Source organism: Lentilactobacillus sp. SPB1-3 (assembly GCF_026913205.2).
GTDB classification, from domain to species: Bacteria; Bacillota; Bacilli; order Lactobacillales; family Lactobacillaceae; genus Lentilactobacillus; species Lentilactobacillus terminaliae.
This window is the reverse complement of record NZ_CP168151.1, coordinates 729,250-748,000: the sequence shown is the minus strand read 5'-3', so window position 1 is coordinate 748,000 and position 18,751 is coordinate 729,250. Positions and strand designations below refer to the sequence as shown.

Annotated in this window: 22 protein-coding genes and 1 other annotated feature; of the genes, 3 read left to right on the top strand and 19 right to left on the bottom strand. The window is 37.6% G+C overall.

The window, feature by feature from the left end; genetic code table 11:
* Positions 1–107 precede the first annotated feature (107 nt).
* From rplL to O0236_RS03645, 17 genes are all read right to left on the bottom strand, one after another.
* Positions 108–473 carry a 50S ribosomal protein L7/L12 gene (gene rplL, locus O0236_RS03725; protein ID WP_268912778.1) on the bottom strand — a complete coding sequence of 122 codons (366 nt, stop codon included), beginning with the start codon at positions 471–473 and terminating at the stop codon, positions 108–110.
* A gap of 42 nt (positions 474–515) precedes the next feature.
* The gene (gene rplJ, locus O0236_RS03720) at positions 516–1,028 is read right to left on the bottom strand and encodes a 50S ribosomal protein L10 (protein WP_329608906.1); all 513 of its coding nucleotides are present in this window, start codon (positions 1,026–1,028) and stop codon (positions 516–518) included.
* A 29-nt stretch (positions 1,029–1,057) separates the two neighbouring features.
* Positions 1,058–1,168: a sequence feature (ribosomal protein L10 leader region), on the bottom strand.
* 58 nt (positions 1,169–1,226) lie between these two features.
* Complete coding sequence (rplA, locus tag O0236_RS03715) at positions 1,227–1,919, bottom strand: 50S ribosomal protein L1 (protein ID WP_268912777.1); 693 nt, start codon at positions 1,917–1,919, stop codon at positions 1,227–1,229.
* 98 nt (positions 1,920–2,017) lie between these two features.
* The gene (rplK, locus tag O0236_RS03710; RefSeq protein WP_035167585.1) at positions 2,018–2,443 is read right to left on the bottom strand and encodes a 50S ribosomal protein L11; all 426 of its coding nucleotides are present in this window, start codon (positions 2,441–2,443) and stop codon (positions 2,018–2,020) included.
* A 123-nt stretch (positions 2,444–2,566) separates the two neighbouring features.
* The gene (locus tag O0236_RS03705) at positions 2,567–3,424 is read right to left on the bottom strand and encodes an alpha/beta hydrolase (RefSeq protein WP_268912776.1); all 858 of its coding nucleotides are present in this window, start codon (positions 3,422–3,424) and stop codon (positions 2,567–2,569) included.
* Positions 3,425–3,445: 21 nt separating this feature from the next.
* Positions 3,446–3,994, bottom strand: coding sequence for a transcription termination/antitermination protein NusG (nusG, locus tag O0236_RS03700; RefSeq protein WP_268912775.1), 549 nt, complete (start codon positions 3,992–3,994; stop codon positions 3,446–3,448).
* Between the two features lie 115 nt (positions 3,995–4,109).
* Positions 4,110–4,286, bottom strand: a complete 177-nt coding sequence (gene secE / locus O0236_RS03695; protein WP_268912774.1) for a preprotein translocase subunit SecE — start codon at positions 4,284–4,286, stop codon at positions 4,110–4,112.
* A gap of 31 nt (positions 4,287–4,317) precedes the next feature.
* Positions 4,318–4,467, bottom strand: coding sequence for a 50S ribosomal protein L33 (gene rpmG, locus O0236_RS03690; RefSeq protein ID WP_125007950.1), 150 nt, complete (start codon positions 4,465–4,467; stop codon positions 4,318–4,320).
* Positions 4,468–4,523: 56 nt separating this feature from the next.
* Positions 4,524–5,072 (bottom strand): sigma-70 family RNA polymerase sigma factor, encoded by a 549-nt coding sequence (locus O0236_RS03685; RefSeq protein ID WP_268912773.1) that lies wholly within the window; start codon positions 5,070–5,072, stop codon positions 4,524–4,526.
* A gap of 130 nt (positions 5,073–5,202) precedes the next feature.
* Positions 5,203–5,739 (bottom strand): NYN domain-containing protein, encoded by a 537-nt coding sequence (locus O0236_RS03680; RefSeq protein WP_268912772.1) that lies wholly within the window; start codon positions 5,737–5,739, stop codon positions 5,203–5,205.
* Between the two features lie 8 nt (positions 5,740–5,747).
* Complete coding sequence (gene rlmB / locus O0236_RS03675; RefSeq protein WP_268912771.1) at positions 5,748–6,518, bottom strand: 23S rRNA (guanosine(2251)-2'-O)-methyltransferase RlmB; 771 nt, start codon at positions 6,516–6,518, stop codon at positions 5,748–5,750.
* The gene (locus O0236_RS03670) at positions 6,505–6,918 is read right to left on the bottom strand and encodes a Mini-ribonuclease 3 (RefSeq protein ID WP_268912770.1); all 414 of its coding nucleotides are present in this window, start codon (positions 6,916–6,918) and stop codon (positions 6,505–6,507) included. Before O0236_RS03670 ends, rlmB begins: the two co-directional genes overlap by 14 nt.
* 5 nt (positions 6,919–6,923) lie before the next feature.
* Complete coding sequence (gene cysS / locus O0236_RS03665) at positions 6,924–8,333, bottom strand: cysteine--tRNA ligase (protein ID WP_268912769.1); 1,410 nt, start codon at positions 8,331–8,333, stop codon at positions 6,924–6,926.
* 153 nt (positions 8,334–8,486) lie between these two features.
* Positions 8,487–9,977: a glutamate--tRNA ligase gene (gene gltX / locus O0236_RS03660; protein WP_268912768.1), complete on the bottom strand. Its 1,491-nt coding sequence runs from the start codon at positions 9,975–9,977 to the stop codon at positions 8,487–8,489.
* A gap of 130 nt (positions 9,978–10,107) precedes the next feature.
* Positions 10,108–11,244, bottom strand: coding sequence for a PIN/TRAM domain-containing protein (locus tag O0236_RS03655; RefSeq protein ID WP_268912767.1), 1,137 nt, complete (start codon positions 11,242–11,244; stop codon positions 10,108–10,110).
* A gap of 14 nt (positions 11,245–11,258) precedes the next feature.
* Positions 11,259–12,626 (bottom strand): DNA repair protein RadA, encoded by a 1,368-nt coding sequence (gene radA / locus O0236_RS03650; RefSeq protein ID WP_268912766.1) that lies wholly within the window; start codon positions 12,624–12,626, stop codon positions 11,259–11,261.
* A gap of 113 nt (positions 12,627–12,739) precedes the next feature.
* Entirely contained in the window at positions 12,740–13,279 is a 540-nt protein-coding gene (locus O0236_RS03645) for a dUTP diphosphatase (RefSeq protein ID WP_268912765.1), read from the bottom strand.
* A 138-nt stretch (positions 13,280–13,417) separates the two neighbouring features.
* Here O0236_RS03645 and rpiA point away from each other — a divergent pair, with 138 nt between their 5' ends.
* On the top strand, positions 13,418–14,098 hold the full coding sequence (gene rpiA, locus O0236_RS03640) for a ribose-5-phosphate isomerase RpiA (protein WP_268912764.1): 681 nt from the start codon (positions 13,418–13,420) through the stop codon (positions 14,096–14,098).
* Positions 14,099–14,235: 137 nt separating this feature from the next.
* Positions 14,236–15,570 (top strand): aminopeptidase C, encoded by a 1,335-nt coding sequence (locus O0236_RS03635; RefSeq protein ID WP_268912763.1) that lies wholly within the window; start codon positions 14,236–14,238, stop codon positions 15,568–15,570.
* A 22-nt stretch (positions 15,571–15,592) separates the two neighbouring features.
* On the opposite strand, the gene O0236_RS03630 is transcribed toward O0236_RS03635, so the two are convergent.
* Positions 15,593–16,264, bottom strand: a complete 672-nt coding sequence (locus tag O0236_RS03630) for a 2,3-bisphosphoglycerate-dependent phosphoglycerate mutase (protein ID WP_268912762.1) — start codon at positions 16,262–16,264, stop codon at positions 15,593–15,595.
* A 103-nt stretch (positions 16,265–16,367) separates the two neighbouring features.
* A complete protein-coding gene (locus O0236_RS03625) occupies positions 16,368–17,333 on the bottom strand; it encodes an AEC family transporter (RefSeq protein ID WP_268912761.1) in 966 nt (321 codons plus the stop codon).
* 208 nt (positions 17,334–17,541) lie between these two features.
* Here O0236_RS03625 and O0236_RS03620 point away from each other — a divergent pair, with 208 nt between their 5' ends.
* Positions 17,542–18,654, top strand: a complete 1,113-nt coding sequence (locus O0236_RS03620; RefSeq protein ID WP_268912760.1) for an LCP family protein — start codon at positions 17,542–17,544, stop codon at positions 18,652–18,654.
* Positions 18,655–18,751 lie beyond the last annotated feature (97 nt).

The window sequence follows — 18,751 nt, the reverse complement described above, 5'->3', positions numbered from 1 at the left end:
ATGCCAGCTAACTGTCGGTCTCACAATCATCTTCACTAAAAAGTGTACAAAAAAAGGAGTATATCGTAAACGATATACTCCTTTAAAGTCGAACTCTAGTAGTTAGACTACTTAAGAGTTACAACTCCACCAACTTCTTCAAGCTTAGCTTTAAGTTCGTTAGCTTCGTCTTCTGAAAGTCCTTCTTTGATGATTGATGGTGCGTCATCAACAAGACCCTTAGCATCCTTCAAACCAAGGCCAGTGATTTCACGTACAACCTTGATAGCTTTAACTTTTTGGTCACCAGATTCAGTTAATTCAACATCGTATGAATCTTTAGCGGCACCGTCGCCACCAGCAGCACCTGCAGCGGCAACGGGAGCAGCAGCTGAAACACCAAATTCTTCTTCAATTGCTGATACTAAATCGTTTAAATCAGTGATTGAAGCATCTTTAATTTGATCAATAATATTGTCTTTATCGAAAGCCATTATATTTTCCTCCATTATACTTCTTAATAAGTATTTTTAAGTTTATGCGGCGTCGCCGTCATCTGAATCTTTGCTATCTGCAACAGCTTTAACAGCGTATGCAACGTTACGAACTGGTGCTTGAAGAATGTTAGCAAGAGTAGCCAATAATTCTTCACGACTAGGTAATGTAGCGTATTGATTGATTTCATCAAGAGAAGCAACCTTACCGTCGATAACACCACCCTTAAGTTCAAGGGCACTATGATCTTTAGCGAAACTGTGCATAATCTTAGGACCAGCAACAGCATCATCTGAAGCAAAAGCAACAGCAGTAGGTCCATTAAAGACAGTCTTCAAATCATCCAAGCCAACTTGTTCAGCTGCACGTTGTAATAATTTGTTCTTTAGAACGACCATCTTAACACCATTATCACGTAATTGCTTACGTAAATCAGTTACTTCTTCAACAGTCAAACCACGATAGTCAACAACTACCATTGAAGATGCATTGTTCATACTTTCAACAATTTCTTCAACTTGTTTTGCTTTAGTAGCAATACTTTGTTCACTCACGAATTTTCACCTCCCAGTTTATTTGGTCGGGACTTTAAAAAAAATCCCTATGCCCACCTAGACATAGGAAAAAGATTATTCCTCGGCAGGATATTGAGGCACAAGGCCACCTGAGTCTTAGGCGCGTATATTTACGACATTTAGTAATATACCATAGGCGACGATAATCGTCAAATAGGGATTTTAGTTAATCATTCTTTAGAATGATTCAATATCAACTTTGACACCAGGTCCAAATGTTGATGAAATTGATACATTTTCAACATAAGTTCCACGAACAGATGCTGGACGCGCACGTACAACAACTTCTTCGATAGTCTTAATGTTTCCGATAAGCTTATCTGCATCAAATGATACCTTACCAACTGGAACTGCAACGTTACCGTCACGGTCAGTTCTATAAGTTACCTTACCGGCTTTTGATTCTTTAACAGCCTTGGCAACATCCATAGTAACTGTACCAGTTTTAGGGTTAGGCATTAAACCTTTAGGTCCAAGGGCACGTCCAAGACGACCAACTTGAGCCATCATGTCAGGAGTAGCGATGGCAACATCAAAGTCTAACCATCCGCCCTGAATCTTTTCAACTAAGTCAGCTTCACCAACGAAGTCTGCACCGGCTGCTTCGGCTTCTTTAGCCTTGTCACCCTTTGCAAATACAACGACAGTTTGATCTTTACCAGTTCCGTTTGGTAGAACAACGGCACCACGTAATTGTTGATCAGCTTGTTTAGTATCAACATTTAAATTGAAGACAACTTCAACAGTTGCGTCAAATTTTGCGAAATCAATTTTCTTTACTAATTCAACAGCTTCATCAACTGAATAAGCCTTTTCTTGATCGACTTGTTCTAAAGCTGCCTTATAGTTTTTACCTCTATTACGAGCCATGTGTGTTTTCCTCCTAGCTTTGTGGTTATAACGGATTAACCTCCCACGCGACGCGCAAGCAACGCATCATTGAAAATAATCCTCTTAAATGAAATTGACTATCCTTCGACAGTGAATCCCATACTACGAGCAGTACCTTCAATAATTCGCATTGCTGCTTCGACGTCAGCTGCGTTTAGGTCTTGCATTTTAGTTTCGGCAATTTCTTTAACTTGGTCTTTAGTTACACTAGCAACCTTGTTAACATTTGGTTCGCCGGAACCCTTTTGAACACCAGCAGCCTTCTTGAGTAAAACAGCAGCAGGTGGAGTCTTTGTGATGAAGTCGAATGAACGATCTTCGTACACAGTAATTACAACTGGAATAATCATCCCTGCTTGATCAGCAGTTCTTGCATTAAATTCCTTAGTAAAGCCCATGATGTTGATACCTGCTTGTCCTAACGCAGGACCAACAGGAGGAGCGGGTGTTGCTTTGCCCGCAGGAATTTGCAATTTAACAACGTTTGCTACTTTCTTTGCCACGAGACATAACCTCCTTAAGTCCGTGTGTGGTTAATGGAGATATAAATTTCTCCTCCCACGTTTTGTATGCAATAAACATACTTTGATAGTATACAACATATTTGAAGCATCGACAACCGATTTTTAAGAATCCCATAGAAATTCTGCCAGCGATTTGTCCACCTGATGATTTTCGTGTAACAACCGATGACTCGCATTTTTTCCTGTGATTATTAACTCTTGATATCTCTTGGTAATTTGTCTAACGATAAAGCCTAGTGATCGCACACTATTGATGGAAACCGCGCCATCACTATTGCTCTTGGAATCAGAAATTCCACCAATATTTAAAATTTGCGTATTCGTTGGTAAGTCTTTAATAGTTTCAGACAGGACTTGATAGACCTTACTTCTACTAACTGGACCATCAGCATTCAATTCAGTCTGTTCGATGCCACGGGCATTAGTGGCCACTTCAATGTCATTAAACGGTCCTGCAATAGTTACCACTTTATTAATGACTGTATGAGTTTGTTTCCCCATATTAGTGGCCGACCAAATTACTGAAATCGAACCCATCGAGTGCCCTACTAGATTTACCTTATTAATCGAATAATCGGAATTGAGTAAATTAATAATTTTCATTATTGCAGTAGTTTGCTCTTTAACCCTAACTGTTTTCTTGCTAAACAGGATTTGGATTAGCGGCCGAGACTTATCAAGTGCACCAATAACCTTCAATGATCCATCACGTTTCACGACGATTACCATAGACTTATTCGCATGAAAACCATTCACTAATCTACTCAATAAGCGGCCAAACGAAAACCGATTACCAAAAAATCCAGGAACAAATAGCGTTGGCACCCGATTACTTTCATCGGGTGATTCAACGCTATTTTTAGAATAAAGTAATTTTCCAGCATGCACATAAGTCCAAACCAAGCCGAGAATAATTACTAGCGCAATAAAAAAAATTCCATAAGCCAACATTAATTTCATAATGTCACCTGATTTGATTTATTAGATTTCAGTATCTACTTGATCAAACTCTAGTTCAGTACTTGTTTCTCTACCAAACATATCGATATTTACTTTTAATCTCATTTTTTCGTTATCGATTTCGGTAACCTTACCATCTAAACCAGTAAAGGCACCATCGATGATTTTAACAGTGTCGCCAACATTAACGTCCAGCTCTTCATGACGAGTGCTCATTCCAAGACGCTTGAGAACAAGACTAACTTCATCATCTAACAATGGAGTTGGCTTGCTTCCTTGACCATGAGAACCAACGAATCCTGTTACTCCTGGAGTATTTCTAACAACATACCAAGCTTGATCAGTCATAACCATTTCAACTAATACATAACCTGGGAAGGTCTTGTCCATTTTTACTTTATCTTTACCATCTTTAACTTCATGCTCCTCAGTTTCAGGAACCACTACTCTAAAGATGTAATCAGCCATTCCCATCGAATCTTTACGACTATCAAGGTTTAACTTAACTTTATTTTCATAACCAGAGTACGTATGTAGCACGTACCATCTTTTTTCAACGGATTCAACCAATGCTTTAATCTCCTTTAAGTAACTCACTGTAATTATTTACGACAAACAAAAAAACCTGAAAAAATTCAGGCCTCAAACACATAATATCAAATATCTACTGATAATGCGACATTTACTACGATAAAAATGTTAAACCGTACTGAACAAGCCAGTCAACGATTCCTAGAAAAATCGCCATGATAATTGCTGTACCAACAACAGTACTAGTATCATCTTTGGTTTGCTTAGCATTTGGCCAAGTAACAACTTTCATCTCAGCAACTACCGATTTAAAAAAGTTTACTAATCTCAAATTTAAATCTCCCTACTTTATAGACAATTAATTAACGAGTTTCTTTGTGCAATGTATACTTTCCGCAATGTTTGCAGAATTTATTGAGCTCGAGTCGCTCTGAACGGTTAGGGTTAACGGGAATCATGTAATTCCTTGAACCACAAACTGAACAAGCTAGAGCAGCCTTTCTTTGTGCCATTTTGGCACCTCCTAACAAGCAAAACAATCATAGCATTGTATCACGATATCGTCAATTTAGTCATTTTTAAATTTTCGGCGACACCGCTCGAATGCATTTGTTAAAGCACGATTTTCATTTAATTCTAAATTTTTATTAGGTTCCGAAATCATATTCATTAAGGCCTCACGTTCCATATCAGAACATTCGCCTAACACCCATTCGAAACGCTCCAAATACATAGTCGTTCTCTCAGGACACGTGGAAGCATCATCCATCACTGTGTCTGAATAATAATTCTCATTCACATCTATTGAAGATACTTGATTATCCGGCACCCTTTTTTGAGCATTATTTAGTCGAACTAAATCAATTGCCCGGTTTCTCAAAGAGCGACTGTAAAAACTACCAAAACTCACCCGCATACTGGGATTAAATTTTTGCATAGCCTTATATAAAATAATTCGGGATTCCTGATCCCAATCATCTTTATCCATTCCAGAAACGAAAAAATTATTCTGAATTTTTCTAGCTACAGGATAATACTGAATAAAGAGCTCCTCGAATACTTCATCATCACCATTCAGTGCTACGATAACTTTTTGTTGTTCATTCAAATTGTTCATGAAAATCTCCCTTGTGTATTTTTCAAACACATACACTACAAAAAGATATTCAGACAAACAAGCGAACGAAAGTTTATTCGAGATTATTTTACATATACCAATTTACTAATATTAATATCTTAATATTTTATTAATGACCCTCATTTGAAAGTCGATCTCTCAATCGCTCCAAGGCCCTGAGTTGTTCAGGCTTTAATCTGCCACGTCTTGCAACTAATGATTGATCAGTTATCTTTTGAGCCTCAATTTCAACGTCCTTTTTTGTTCTCTGCACATCAGCTAATAATTCTCTAGCAGGAATCCTCAACGCACCCGCTGCAAAAATAGTCCATTGCTCAGCTTGATCACTAGTTGCCACAACGACTTGGGTAAATCTATCTTGCTTTCTTCTAGCCAACGCTTCGATATAACTATCAGCAGTTTGATCCTTGCTAGTCCACACAATTTCCATATCGTACTTGTTGATAAAGCTCTTGGAATTGCCCGGCACATACATGGCATCAAAAACAACAATCATATTGACGTCTTGATACTTCTTATATTCTGCCAATTCACTTAGCAACTCATCACGAGCGTCTTCCAAGCGATCAGCCAGCTTCAACTTTGTTAAATGAGGCCAGTTACCAATCATGTTGTACGCGTCAACAATCAATAGTTCTTCCTTCATAGAATCACCTAGTTTCCGCCGATTGGGTTACGAGAATTGAATCCCTGATAAATCAAAACACTGGCAGCAACACTAGCATTCAAACTTTGAATGTCTCCAACCATAGGAATCGTCAGCATCTCATCCACTTGTTTTTTAACCAGTGGAGAGATTCCTTTACCTTCGTTACCAATTACCACTGCCACTGCACCTTTAGCATCCCAGTGACGATAATCAGTTCCTTTGACATCGGTACCGAAAATCCAAAGGCCCCGATCCTTTAGTTCCTTAATTGCACTGGAAATATTAGTCACTCTGGCAACTGGAACCCGTTCAATTGCTCCCGCGGAGGTTTTAGCAACTGTTGAAGTCAAGCCAACTGCCCGATGCTTAGGAATAATCACTCCAGTAACTCCAGCGGCGTCGGCCGTTCTAATGATAGAGCCTAGGTTATGGGGATCCTCAATATTATCTAAAATAACAAAGAATGGTGGAACCCCAACTTTTTCAGAGTGATCAAATAGGTCATCGATTGAAGCATATTTAAATGCTGCAACAGCTAAAACGACCCCTTGGTGGTTTTGATGATCTGAAAGCAAGTCCAATTTTTGCTTAGGAACTTGTGAGACAACTAATTTACGTTTCTTTGCTAATTTTATGATGTCCGCAACGACATTTTCATCGTCACTAATACCAGATTGAATAAACAATTTATTAACTGGGTTATCACCTTTTAATGCAGAGACTACAGGGTGGCGACCAATAATAAAATCTTCATTTTCGTTCTCAGTTGTTGCCATGTTGGATTCGCCCACTTTCTACTTGTTTAATACAGTATTCTGCAAACTCTTGCATCCGATCAGTTTGACCGCTTAAGAATAAGAAACCACAAACGGCTTCAAATCCAGTAGAGATTCGATAAGTTACTACATCAGTATTCTTTGCATGTGTATAACTCTTTGAATTCCGGCCACGCTTGAAATATTCCCACTCCTCATCTGAAAGAAATGTGTCTTCTTCCATCAGTTTGATCAAGGCAGCTTGTGCCTTAGCAGAAACATAGTTAGTAGCAATATGGTGGAGTCTGTTTGGTTTGGTTAATCCTTGACGAATTAGGTGTTCCCTAATGTACACTTCATAGGCTGCGTCACCCATATAAGCTAATGCAATTCCATTAATTGAAGAAAAGTCTTCAGTCATTAATTCTATTTTTCCTTTCTATACCTTGTTCCTTGAGGAGTATCCTCCAGAACAATTCCCTTAAGGGTAAGTTCTTCACGAATTTCATCACTACGAATGAAATCTTTGTTCTTTCTTGCCTGATTACGTTCATCGATCAATTGCAAAATTTCATCGTCGTTGAGCTCAGCCTTATGGAAAACAAGTCCAAAGATAAGGGACAACTCTTGTAAATTATTCAAAAATAATTTAATAGTGTCTGCTTGTACAACACTATTTTGAACATAATTATTAGCTAACTTGGCTAATTCATATACTGCTGCGATTCCATTTTGAACATTAAAATCATCATCCATGCTATCAATAAAATCGGCAACTACTTGGCGAATTTCTTGATCTGCCTTAGGATCATTACCATCAACGGCATCATCTAAACGGTAGTTAAGATTTTCATAAGCATTTTGTAGCTTTTTGAGATTACTTTTAGCTTCCTGCACACTAGCATCATTGTATTGAATTGGACGACGATAGTGTGTGGTAGACATTAGAAAACGAATTACTTGTCCATCCAGTTCATTCAGTAAATCATGAACTGTAATGAAGTTTCCCAGTGATTTACTCATCTTTTCATTGTCGTCACCAACTGTAACGAAGCCATTATGCATCCAGTAATTTACAAAGTGCTTGTGAGTTTTAGCTTCACTTTGAGCCCGCTCGTTTTCGTGATGAGGAAAAATTAAATCTTCCCCACCACCATGAATATCAATAGAATCTCCAAGATACTTAGTAGACATTACTGAACATTCAATATGCCATCCGGGACGGCCTTTACCCCATGGTGAATCCCAAGATATTTCATCGCCCTTTGATTTTTTCCATAAAGCAAAATCAATTGGGTCTTCTTTTTGAGCAAACTCTTCATCGTTAACATGATTACTTGCACCAACTTCAAGATCATCAACATTAATATGAGCTAATGCACCATAAGTATCGAATTTTCGAGCTCGATAATAGACATTACCATCAACATTATATGCGAATCCTTCTCGTTCCAAATCGCTAACAAAATCAATTATTTCTTTAATATTTTCAGTTGCTCGAGGGTGAATAATATCTTTAGAAACGTTCAGCGCCTTCATATCTTCATCAAACGCCGCAATATACTTGTCAGCAATCGCCTTCACAGTAGTGTTGTTGGCTTTTGCTGCGTTAATCATTTTATCATCTACATCTGTAAAGTTAGACACATACTTAACTTTATATCCACGGTATTCAAAGTATCTTCGAATCGTATCAAATGCCACTGCACTTCTAGCATTTCCAATATGAATATAGTTATACACCGTTGGACCACAGACATACATACTCACTTCGCCTGGTTTTAATGGCTCAAATTTTTCTTTTTCACGAGTTAATGTATTAAAAATCTGTAGCATCCCTAATCCTCCTTGGCATTTTATATACACTAAAATCATAGCATATATAGCCCCTGATTTCTAAACTTCCACCCACAATAAAAATGCAAAATAAAAATTGGCCTGTCTAAACTAACCAGACCAATTTCCAAAAAAATATTTTTATATTAAAAATTAAATATTTAACTGTGCTAAAACTTCATCAACGTGCTTAATTGCTGTCTTACGACCAATCAACTCAATTGATTCTGGCAATTCTGGGCCATGCATTTCATGAGTAACAGCAATTCGAATTGGCATCCATAATTTGCGACCCTTGATACCAGTTTCCTTTTGAACTGCTTTAATTGCAGCAAAAATCTGAACTTTATCAAAGATAGCCATGTCGATCATCTTTTGTTTGAAAGATGTTAGAACGGTCTTGGCATCATCGTTAGAGATTTCTTCAAGAGCTTCACCTTCAACTTGATCAGGTTCATTAAAGAAAACATCAGCCATTTCGTTAATTTGAGCCATATAACTCATTTGTTGTTTGTAAACGTTGATTAACTTTCTAGCCCATTCAATCGTCTTCTCATCAAGATCCTTTGGCAAGTTGCCTGATTCAATTAATTGTTTCAAGGCAAGGTCCATAATTACATCTTCATCAGATGACTTAACGTATTGGTTGTTGATCCATTCTAGCTTTTTAGAATCGAACTTAGCAGGTGACTTGCTCAAACGTTTTTCATCATACATCTTGATGAATTCTTTTTGAGTAAAGATTTCATCTTCACCAACTGGTGACCAGCCAAGAAGCAAAATAAAGTTAAACATAGCTTCTGGTAAGTAACCTAGATTACGGTATTGTTCGATGAATTGTAAGACGGTTTCGTCACGCTTAGAAAGCTTCTTACCAGTATCGGCACTAATGATTAAACTCATATGACCAAACTTAGGTGCGTTCCAGCCAAATGCTTCATAGATCATTAATTGTTTAGGAGTGTTGGCAACGTGATCGTCTCCACGGAAAACGTGGCTGATTTTCATCAAATGATCATCAACAACAACCGCAAAGTTATAAGTTGGCATACCATCACGCTTAGCAATAACAAAGTCACCACCAATGGTGTCTGAGTTAAAGGAAACATTTCCCTTAACCATATCTTCCCATGAATAGTCGTGATCTTGAGGAACTCTAAATCTAATTACGGGTTTTAATCCCTTAGCTTTAGCATCTTCAATGGCTTGGGCACGTTCTTCATCAGTCATTCCAGCGTACTCATATTCATAATGAGGCATCTCACCGCGAGCTTTTTGGGCTTCGCGATCAGCTTCCAATTCCTCTTCAGTACGATAAGATTCGTAAGCTTTACCTTCATCCAAAAGTTGTTGTAATAAAGGTTGGTAGATATCTTGTCGTTCTGACTGGCGGTAAGGGCCAACGTCGCCGGGCTTGTCAGGACCTTCATCCCAATCTAAGCCTAACCATTTTAGGTTTTCAAGCTGACTCTTTTCACCATCCGCTACGTTTCTTTTGGTATCAGTATCTTCAATTCTAATAATGAATTTACCCTTGTTGTGACGGGCAAAAAGATAGTTGAAAATTGCAGTTCTGGCATTTCCAATGTGTAAATGACCAGTAGGACTTGGAGCATAACGAACTCGAATTGCGTCGTTTGCCAATTTATAACGCCTCTTTCTAAAATTTCTAAATTTGTCAGTATTTTTAGTGTACAATGAACCCCTAAAAAAATAAAGGGCAGCAGCCCTTCCATTTTTTATTAAACGAATATTTCTTTTACATATTATCTAATTAACCTTCATGTTTTTCATCATGGTTAATCTTCTTGGTTGAGTGTTCTGGATCAGCAAATATCATCTTACCAGCATCAGTTTGAATAGCACTAGTGACGACAACATCGATGTGCTTGTTAAGGTAGTACTTACCATCTTCAACAACCACCATCGTACCATCGTCAAGATACGCAACCCCTTGTTGACGTTCCGTACCGTTTTTAACCACCATGACATTTAATTTCTGACCAGGTAATATTTTTTGTCTTAACGCAGTGGATAAAGCATTGATATTAAAGACATCCACATTTTGGAACTGAATAACCTTATTTAAATTGTAATCGTTAGTAACGATTACTCCATTGACTTCCTTGGCTAATTGAATCAGCTTTGTGTCAACTTCAGAAATATCTTCGAAATCTCGATCAGAAATTTCAATAGGAATTAAGTCCTCATTTTGAAGCTTGTTAAGAATATCTAGGCCACGACGGCCACGCACACGCTTAACACTATCGCTGGAATCAGCAATGTATTGCAATTCATACAAAACGAATTTAGGTACTAACAAGGTTCCTTCGATAAAACCAGTCTTCACGATATCGTAAATTCGGCCATCAATCAGGATGTTAGTATCCAAAATTTTATAATGATGGTAGTTATCATCTAAAGGTTTATCAATAATATCTTCTTCGCTCTTATTGAAATCCTTATTTCGATTACGACTGAACATTTTTCTGAATCGATCAGACTGTGTTCCACCGATTCGAAATCCGAAATATCCAAGGGCCACCATGATCAATATTGGAATCATTGTGTTGATAAATATCGTATGGCTTCTGAAAAAGACAATTGAGATTAGTGCAGCCACGACTAATCCTAAAATCAAACCTAATGAAGCAAATAATAGCTGAACCGGGCTTTGACTAGTCAACTCCTTTTCGATTCGATCGACTAGCCTTAACACTGTATTACCCAATACTAATGATAATAAATAAAAAATAATTGCACCTAAAATAGCATTGGTAATTGTGTTATTGAATAATGTACCATACCTAATTTGAAATGCTAACCAAACTAGTGGGAAATAGCTCGCACCTAATGCAGCACCAGCTACAGTAAAAATTAATTGAACAATCCTTTTGCGCAAATTTATCACCTCCACTACCTATTCTACCCTAACGCAATCTTTAACGCTTGAGAAATAGTTTTAACTCCAATTACTTCAATACCTTTTGGAGCCGTCCAACCTGACAAATTGTTTGCTGGTACGATAATTCTAGTGAACCCAAGTTTTTGAGCTTCTTGAACCCGCTGCTCAATTCGATTGACTCTACGGACTTCACCAGTTAATCCTAATTCACCTACAAAACATTCAGTAGGATTAGTACCTGTGTTTCTATATGAAGAAGCAATGCTGACCGCGATTGCTAAATCAATAGCAGGTTCGTCTAGTTTAACACCACCAGCCGCCTTCAAATATGCATCTTGGTTTTGTAACATCAGCCCAGCTCTTTTTTCTAAAACAGCCATAATTAAGGAAACTCGATTACGATCAAGTCCAGTAGCAGTACGTTGAGCATTGCCAAATACTGAAGAAGTCACTAAAGCCTGAATTTCAACAAGAATAGGTCTGGTACCTTCCATTGAAACAACGATTGCCGAACCGTTTGCATCTTGCAATCGCTCCTCTAAAAATATTTCTGAAGGATTACTAACTTCTGCCAATCCATCTTCACGCATCTCAAACACACCCAGCTCGTTCGTTGAACCAAACCGGTTTTTAACGGCACGTAAGATTCGGTATGAATGATGAAGGTCACCTTCAAAATAAAGTACAGTATCTACCATGTGCTCTAAGATTTTGGGTCCTGCAATGGCGCCGCCCTTAGTAACATGGCCGACGACAAACACGGTTATGCCCTGTCCCTTAGCGATGCTCATTAAGTCAGCAGTAACCTCACGAATCTGAGCAACTGATCCAGTAGCAGACTGTAACTCTGGAATCTGCATCGTTTGGACGGAATCAATCACTACGATGTCTGGTTGAACATCGTTGATTGCAGTTTTAATAACATTCATATCTGTTTCAGGATATACCAGTAAATCGTCTCCACCAACTGCTAATCGGTCTGCACGCATCTTGATTTGACTGGCACTTTCTTCACCGGAAATGTATAACACCTTTGAATGTTTGGCTAAATTACCAGAAACTTGCAGTAGCAATGTAGATTTACCAATACCGGGATCTCCACCAATCAGTACAAGCGATCCTGGCACGACACCACCACCAAGAACACGATCTAATTCAGATAGTCCTGTGTCAGATCGTGTTTCAGATTGAAATTTTACCTGTGTAATAGGTTCTGGTTGATTATTATGAATTCCATTGTTTGGGGTAGCCAATGAGCTTGCTACAGGTTTGGAAATAGTTTCTTCTACTAAAGTATTCCATTCATTACAGTTAGGACACCGGCCTAAATATCTAGGTGAGATATAGCCACAATTTTGGCACACAAACTGAGTTTTTACTTTTGCCAATTAAATTCTCCTAATGTCTTTTAATATCACTAATGCTTCACAATGTCATATCATTGTATCACTTAAATCAACTAAAAAATGCCTAACTTTCATTTTTTTACAGCTTCTTAAAATTATTTATCCGAAGAGCCGAATCCCCCGACCCTTGTAGCTTTTTCTACCAAATCATCTTGATCAGCTAACAAGTATGGCATAAAGATTCCTTGGGCAATTCGTTGCCCCTTTTTAATTACGGTGTCTGTCACTGAAAAGTTTAATAATTGGACAAAAATTTCGCCTTCATTACTTTCATTATTGTAGTAATCCGCATCGATAACACCAATTCCGTTCGGTAAAATCAACCCCCGTTTCAGAGGATTACTTGATCTATTAGCAATAATCAGTACTTCTTCAGGATTCATATATGCTTTTATTCCCGTTGGCACAAGATATGGTTTCAAAATTGCTTTAGCTTTGGCAACCTCATCTTCTGATAAACTATTTTCATGTCTGATCGCCCATAGTAGTTTGACAAAATTTAATTTCCAAATTGAAGGTAGCTTAAAGTCTACGGCACTCTCAAAGTCATACCCAGCGGCATTTTCTGTTGTTCGATGGGGAATATTTATTCCATCATTTTGATATTTTGAAACAATTTCGAATCCTCGTGACATTTTCATACCTCGTTTTATCTTTTTTATAAATTATAAACTACATATTTCTAATTTAATAGATTGACAAATATGAAAAACCACCTCAGAATAATCATTGGTAAAACATTACACTTATTGAATTTCAAAGGGGCTATATACATGACTCAAGACGAATTAAAACAATTAGTTGGTAAGGCAGCGGTTGACTTCATTGAAGACGGCATGATCGTTGGTTTAGGCACTGGTTCGACTGTTAAATACATGGTCGATTATTTAGGTGAACGAGTTCAAAAAGACGGGATCAACATCGTTGGTGTATCAACTTCTAAGCGAACTGCTGAACAAGCAACCAACTTAGGAATCACTATTAAAGATGTCGATGAAGTTGATCACATTGATTTAACGATCGATGGTGCTGATCAAATCGATAAGAATTTCCAAGGAATCAAAGGTGGCGGTGCTGCCCATCTTTGGGAAAAAATCGTAGCAATTAATTCTCGTCGTAACATGTGGATCGTTGATGAGAGTAAAATGGCAGATGAACTTGGATCATTCCCACTACCATTGGAAGTAATTCCTTACGGTAGCAAACAATTACTCAAGCGCCTCGACGCAAAAGGATATCATCCAGAATTCAGAATGGCTAATGGCGAACATGTTTTAACCGACTCTAAAAACTATGTGATCGACCTTCACATGGGTAAAATTGAAGATCCTCATGCGTTAGCAGCCGATCTTGATTCAATGACTGGAATCGTTGAACACGGATTGTTCTTAGACTTGGTTAACACTGTAATCGTTGGTCGCGAAGACGGACCGGAAGTATTACAAGCAAGATAATCTAATATGATAGTTATAAGTTCCCTCTCAGTAATAATATTGAGAGGGATTTTTTTAGCTAAATAATTATACACCGTGACTGTATTTTCAATAAAAATGAGCGTAAAATGATAAATCATTAAGGAGTGTGATATATTTTGACATCAGAAATTAAGCTTGATCAAATCAAACGTTACCAAAAAAATCTCGATGATGACCACTCTTCAGCAGTCATTCGTCGGGCGGTAACTCATAAGGGAATTCTTGGAACTAGTTCAGATTTCAATTCTGATAGTGCTATGGAACCAGTTTTTTCAATTGACTTATCCACTGGAAAAGTTGCTGACCAAAAGCAAAGTGGTCGTTGTTGGATGTTTGCTGCTCTTAACACTATGCGTGTTAGAGTAATGAACAGTTTCAAAGTCGAAGATGATTTTGAATTATCACAAAACTACACTAACTTCTGGGATAAATTCGAAAAATCAAATTACTTCTTAGAAAATGTTATTCGCACTGCTAATGAACCACTTAGCTCTCGCAAAGTTGCTTGGTTAATGACCACCCCACAACAAGATGGTGGTCAATGGGACATGCTATGTGCTTTGATAGAAAAATATGGAATCGTTCCAAAGTCTGTCATGCCAGAAACATTTAGCAGTTCATCATCTCGCGAATTAAATAAGTTCCTTAATTTAAAGCTTCGTCATGATGCAGTCATTCTTCGTGAATTAGTTGCAAATAAAGCAACTGATGAAGAATTAAGCCAGACTAAAGATAAGATGTTAAATGAAATCTACAAAATGCTTTCATACAGTCTTGGTGAACCTGTAGATCAATTCGACTTTGAATATCGTGACAAAGATAATAATTATCATATTGAAAAGGGAATTACTCCTAAAGAATTTTTCGACAAATACGTAGGAATTGATTTAAACGACTATGTTTCACTAATCAACTCACCTACTGCTGACAAACCTTTCGACAAAACTTATACGATTGAAATGTTAGGTAATGTTGAAGGCGGTCGCCAAGTTAAACATCTTAACTTGGAAATGGCTGCATTAAAAGATTTGGCAATTAAACAGCTCGAAAGCGGCGAAACCGTCTGGTTTGGTAGCGATGTTGGCCAAAGTTCAGATACGAAAAAAGGAATCATGGATACCCGCTTATATGCGCCGGATGAATTGTTTAGTACTGATTTATCATTATCCAAATCTGAACGACTTGATTATGGTGAAAGCTTAATGACTCACGCCATGGTCATCACTGGAGTTGACTTGGTTGATGGCAAACCAACTAAGTGGAAGGTTGAAAATAGCTGGGGTGAAAAACCAGGTAATAAGGGATATTTTGTTATGAGTGATGAATGGATGAACGAATTCGTTTACCAATTTGTTATTAACAAAAAATATCTTTCAGACGAACAATTAACTGCTCAAAAGCAAGAACCTACTATCCTTGATCCTTGGGATCCAATGGGCGCCTTGGCATAATAAAAAACGATTGGTTAGATATCTAACCAATCGTTTTTTTGTTGAGAATATTTAATTTACCATCAAATTCATACACAATGGGTTTTCCGTTCGGCACTTCAACCTCGGTAATATTTTCATCGGAGATATTGTCTAAATACTTGATTAAGGCACGTAAAGTACTTCCATGAGCTACAACTAACTGATTCTTGCCTGCCAATAATGCAGGTGCAATCTGGTCGATCCAGTATGGCAGCATCCGCTGCCAAGTCATTTCAAGACTCTCCGCGCGGGGAATCTTGACACCAATTCGTTGATATCTTCTTTCAACATCAGCTTTAGCAAGCATTGGCGGTACAACACTGTAGCTTCGACGCCAAATTTTTAATTGCTGACTGCCGACCTTTTTTTCCACTTCCGCCTTGTTACGACCACGCAGAGCACCATAGTGGCGTTCGTTCAGTCGCCAAGTTTTGTGAATTGGAACATAATTTTGTCCTACTTCATCCATGATAATATTGGCGGTGATTATTGCCCTTTTTAAATACGAAGTATGTACATCAGCAAACGGGATATGTAATTTCGAAATCTTAGCTCCAGCTTCATGCGCTTGGTTATAGCCTAAATCAGTTAACGGAACATCACTCCACCCAGTAAAGACGTTATCCCGATTAGCTTCACTTTGACCATGTCTAATTACCACTAACTTAGCCATTGAAGTTTGCCTCCCTTAATTATTAATAACCAGTTGAATATGAATAAATCCACTTTCAAGATTAATTCATCCTTACTCCATACTAACTGATAATGAAAATGAATTAAATATGTTGAACTAACACCATCAGAATCGGAATTACTAATAGACTCATCAATGTGGTTTCAGTTACCATTATTGAAGCATACTCTGAATCGGCATTATATAATCTTGCCACTACAGGAGCATTTGTCATAACTGGCATTGCTGATTGCATAATGAAGACCTGTTTCATTAATAATGGCATTGGCGATGGAATAACCAGTGCAGCCATCAATAAGGGAGCAATCACGAATCGTCCCAATAAAATTAGCCAATGACTTCTATCAAAGTGAACGTTTACCAAATTAACACTATTGATTGATATTCCAATAAAAATCATTGATAGTGGAATTGTTAAACCACCTATGTACTCCAAGTCAGACAATATAAAGCCCAGTCCGTTAGGATCCTTAAAAATTTCACTGATACCGGTTAATACGAATATTACACCCACAATGAACCCCATCAGTGGAGGTGAAAATACTTTTTTCAATGTAGTTCGCCAATCAAAATGACCACTACCCGTCCCATCTTTTTGGATTAGATATACACCTAATGTCCAAAAGAAAGTGGTATTTGCCATGTAATATACCAACACAAATGGCAAGCTTCGTTGGTGAAATAATGCCATGTTTACTGGCAAACCAACAAATACTGTATTTGAATTAGCAAACATTGATTGAAAAAGTCCCCGATGACTCGGCTTAATTTTAAAGAACTTAGCGATCGGTATCGAAATGATAAATAATACTAACATTGATATTACTGGAAATAACAAATCCGGTAACGTTCTCAAAAGTTCTGGAGCCGTAAACTTTTCAATGATCGTGGCTGCCATATAAGCGGGTAAGGCAATTTGTGTCACTAACTTAGCTATTAAACTAGTCATTTTGGCATCAAACCAATTATTTCGAGCCAAGATGAATCCTAGGGCAATCATTATTAAAATTTCTAAAACGCCTGAAACAGCAGAATAAAAAACTGACATAACTTCCCTCGATTTCTTAAGAAAACTAATACTTTTCATATTGTAGCACAATTTTTTAGGAACTTTTGCTATAATCAAACCATATGTTTAATCAGCAAAAAGTTAGATTTTTGTTAAAATACCTTAAAATCACTTCGAAATCATTTTAAGTAGCACCATTCTGCAATATACTTTTTGTTATACTTTTATAGATTGAGGAATTTAAATTATGCCAGTAGATGATAAAGATAAGAACTTTGATCCAGTATATTCTCGGCGATCAGATAAAAAGCCACATTATCGTAAACCACACGGCAAACGCCGGAAACGTATCGGTTGGACAATTTTTATAATTGTTCTATTAATCGTTGGTGGCGGACTTGTTTGGGGATACGGCGCCTACAAAAGCGCACAAAATACTTTCAAACAAACTTATGATGGAGCTTCAATTGCTAAATCAAGAAATGTCTCTTCAGTTATTAAACAAAATAAGCCCCTATCGATTTTATTGTTAGGTACTGATACTGGAGCACTTGGTCGTCACGATACAGGACGAACAGATACCATGATTGTTGCCACTATTAATCCTAAGAAGCAAACAATTCATTTAACTAGTATTGCCCGTGATACTCGAGTACAAATTCCGGGTGATACATTACCATATGAAAAAATTAATGCGGCATACACAATTGGTGGTCCTGGAACAGCGATCAAGACTGTGCAACAATTGCTAGATATTCCAATTGATTTCTACGCAATCATCAACATGGGTGGACTCGAAAAGATGGTTAATGCTGTTGGTGGTGTTGATGTTAAACCACCACTAACATTCAAGTATGGTCATGCCGACGTTACTAAAGGTGTTAAAACCCATTTGAACGGTAAGCAAGCTTTAGACTACTCCAGAATGCGTGATGATGATCCACTTGGTGACTATGGTCGTCAAGGTCGTCAACGAGACATTATTAAGAAGTTAGTAATGAAGGGAATTAACATGACTTCCCTTCCTAGATATAAACAAATTCTAAGCTCATTAAATGGAAACTTAAAAACTGATATGACCTTTGATGATATGATTGCGATTAGGGCAAAATATGGTGATGCAACTCACCATATGAAGTCACAAACTTTACAAGGTGACGATGCTATGATCGATGGAATTTCTTATCAAGATGTTCCCCAATCAGAATTGCTCAAAGTTTCCAACGAAATCCGTTCTTCACTTGGATTGAAAAAATCAACTAAGCTATCTCAAAGCCAAACCGGCACTGATGAATCTTCAGATGCTTACGGAACTGATGGCACTGATGGAACAGATTCAACTGCTGCAACTAGCTATTAATGAATAAACAAAAATGCTAAATAAAAGAGCTTCATAATCGTTAAGATAATGTCTAACGATTATGGAGCTCTTTTTTGAAACTTATTTTAATAATAAA

Coding starts and splice junctions, on each gene's coding strand:
- rplL (WP_268912778.1), bottom strand. CDS start 473: ATGGCTTTCGATAAAGACAATATTATTGATCAAATTAAAGATGCTTCA.
- rplA (WP_268912777.1), bottom strand. CDS start 1,919: ATGGCTCGTAATAGAGGTAAAAACTATAAGGCAGCTTTAGAACAAGTC.
- O0236_RS03705 (WP_268912776.1), bottom strand. CDS start 3,424: ATGAAATTAATGTTGGCTTATGGAATTTTTTTTATTGCGCTAGTAATT.
- rpmG (WP_125007950.1), bottom strand. CDS start 4,467: ATGGCACAAAGAAAGGCTGCTCTAGCTTGTTCAGTTTGTGGTTCAAGG.
- O0236_RS03685 (WP_268912773.1), bottom strand. CDS start 5,072: ATGAACAATTTGAATGAACAACAAAAAGTTATCGTAGCACTGAATGGT.
- O0236_RS03680 (WP_268912772.1), bottom strand. CDS start 5,739: ATGAAGGAAGAACTATTGATTGTTGACGCGTACAACATGATTGGTAAC.
- rlmB (WP_268912771.1), bottom strand. CDS start 6,518: ATGGCAACAACTGAGAACGAAAATGAAGATTTTATTATTGGTCGCCAC.
- O0236_RS03670 (WP_268912770.1), bottom strand. CDS start 6,918: ATGACTGAAGACTTTTCTTCAATTAATGGAATTGCATTAGCTTATATG.
- cysS (WP_268912769.1), bottom strand. CDS start 8,333: ATGCTACAGATTTTTAATACATTAACTCGTGAAAAAGAAAAATTTGAG.
- O0236_RS03645 (WP_268912765.1), bottom strand. CDS start 13,279: ATGTCACGAGGATTCGAAATTGTTTCAAAATATCAAAATGATGGAATA.
- rpiA (WP_268912764.1), top strand. CDS start 13,418: ATGACTCAAGACGAATTAAAACAATTAGTTGGTAAGGCAGCGGTTGAC.
- O0236_RS03630 (WP_268912762.1), bottom strand. CDS start 16,264: ATGGCTAAGTTAGTGGTAATTAGACATGGTCAAAGTGAAGCTAATCGG.
- O0236_RS03625 (WP_268912761.1), bottom strand. CDS start 17,333: ATGTCAGTTTTTTATTCTGCTGTTTCAGGCGTTTTAGAAATTTTAATA.
- O0236_RS03620 (WP_268912760.1), top strand. CDS start 17,542: ATGCCAGTAGATGATAAAGATAAGAACTTTGATCCAGTATATTCTCGG.